Annotated in this window: 3 protein-coding genes; all 3 read left to right on the plus strand. The window is 29.7% G+C overall.

The features are described from left to right. The first annotated feature begins 64 nt into the window (after positions 1–64). Positions 65–862: an SDR family NAD(P)-dependent oxidoreductase gene (locus ACO409_RS10835; protein WP_485557160.1), complete on the plus strand. Its 798-nt coding sequence runs from the start codon at positions 65–67 to the stop codon at positions 860–862. A gap of 101 nt (positions 863–963) precedes the next feature. After that, the gene (rplU, locus tag ACO409_RS10840) at positions 964–1,272 is read left to right on the plus strand and encodes a 50S ribosomal protein L21 (RefSeq protein WP_147003519.1); all 309 of its coding nucleotides are present in this window, start codon (positions 964–966) and stop codon (positions 1,270–1,272) included. A 50-nt stretch (positions 1,273–1,322) separates the two neighbouring features. Then, on the plus strand, positions 1,323–1,664 hold the full coding sequence (locus ACO409_RS10845) for a ribosomal-processing cysteine protease Prp (protein WP_485557158.1): 342 nt from the start codon (positions 1,323–1,325) through the stop codon (positions 1,662–1,664). Positions 1,665–1,789 lie beyond the last annotated feature (125 nt).

Genomic DNA, 1,789 nt, shown 5'->3' on the forward strand with positions numbered 1-1,789 from the left:
CTAAAAGAATAAGGGTAGTGTAAAGCTATCAAACTTCTTAGAAAATTTTTAAATATTTTTAAAGATTTTAGAACCCTGCGACTTTAGTCGTGGGAGGTTCAGGAATAGGAATATTTTTATTACTGGTGCTACAAGTGGAATTGGGAAGAAAACTGCTTATGCATTTGCTAAAAATGGGGATAATGTGATTTTGTGTGCCAGAAATGCAGATAAATTGAAGGAGATAAAGGCGGATATTGATAGAAAATATGGTACTAATGCATATATTTTTGTACTTGATGTTACAAAATATAATGATGTGGTAAAATTTAGCCGAAAAATATTGGATGATGTGAAAAAGGTGGATATTCTTGTAAATAATGCAGGACTTGCTTTGGGACTGGATAAATTTCAAAATTATGATATTATGGATATTGAACAAATGATAAATACAAATATAAAAGGTCTTTTGTATGTCACAAGACAGATTTTGCCTAGCATGGTTGAAAATAATGAGGGACATATTATAAATATTGGATCAACTGCTGGAATTTATGCTTATGCAGGGGCTGCCGTGTATTGTGCGACTAAATCAGCTGTGAAAGTCTTGAGTGATGGAATTAGAATAGATACAATTGACAAAAATATAAAAGTTACAACTGTTCAACCAGGAATTGTGGAAACTAACTTTAGTAATATAAGATTTCACGGAAATACGGAACAGGCTAAAAAAGTTTACGAAGGCATTGAAGCATTAAAGCCAGAAGATATTGCCAATACAATAGTTTATATTGCAAATCAGCCAAAACACGTACAAATTTCAGATATTACAATTATGGCTACAAATCAGGCGACTGGATTTAATGTTTATAGAAAAAAATAATTTGACAAATTAATAAAAATATAGTAAACTAATTAAGATGTACGCGTAAAATTGGTGGCTAATACCAATAATAGCGATAAATTATTTGGAGGTGAACATAAATGTTTGCAGTAATTAAAACAGGTGGAAAACAGTACAAAGTAGAAGTTGGAACTGTATTAAAAGTTGAAAAATTAGCAGCTGATGTTGATTCAGACATCGAAATTAACGAAGTTCTATTAGTTGGAGAAGGAGATAATGTAAAAGTTGGGACTCCAGTTGTAGAAGGGGCTAAAGTTGTAGCTACAGTTAAATCACACGGAAAAGCTGATAAAAAAATTAACTTTAAATATAACAAAAAAACTTACTACAGAAAAAAAGGACACAGACAATCTTTTACAGCAATTGAAATCAAATCAATTAATGCTTAATCATATTTTTTAGTATGATTTTGTAGTTGGCGAAAGATGTTGTGGTTTGAATGATAAAGATAGAAATTCAAAGACAAGATAGTAAAATAACATATTTTGAAATACGAGGACATGCGAATTTTTCAGAATATGGAGAAGATATAATTTGTGCGGCAGTTTCATCAGTAGGACAAATGACAGTTAATGGACTTATTGAAATTTTAAAACTGAAAGGAAAATTGAAGTTTACTGAAAAAAATGGGTATATTTCCTGTGATTTAAAAAATTCTGGATTGACTGATGATGAATTAAAAAAAGCGGATATTTTGGTTGAGTCAATGTATTCGTATATAAAAGATGTTGCAAAAAGTTATAACAATTTTGTGAAGCTTAAAGAAATTAAAAAAAAGTAAATTCACAAATCTAAGATTTGATAAAATTCAAGAAATAAAAAAGAAAGAGATCGAGGAGGTTGGAAAATGTTATTAAAATTAAACTTACAGTTATTTGCCTCAAAAAAAGGACAAGGATCAACTAG

The sequence above is a fragment of the Leptotrichia sp. genome, assembly GCF_057270615.1.

Bases quoted from the DNA above. Each gene is read 5' to 3' on its own strand.
- rplU (WP_147003519.1), top strand. From the start codon at position 964: ATGTTTGCAGTAATTAAAACAGGTGGAAAACAGTACAAAGTAGAAGTT.
- ACO409_RS10845 (WP_485557158.1), top strand. From the start codon at position 1,323: ATGATAAAGATAGAAATTCAAAGACAAGATAGTAAAATAACATATTTT.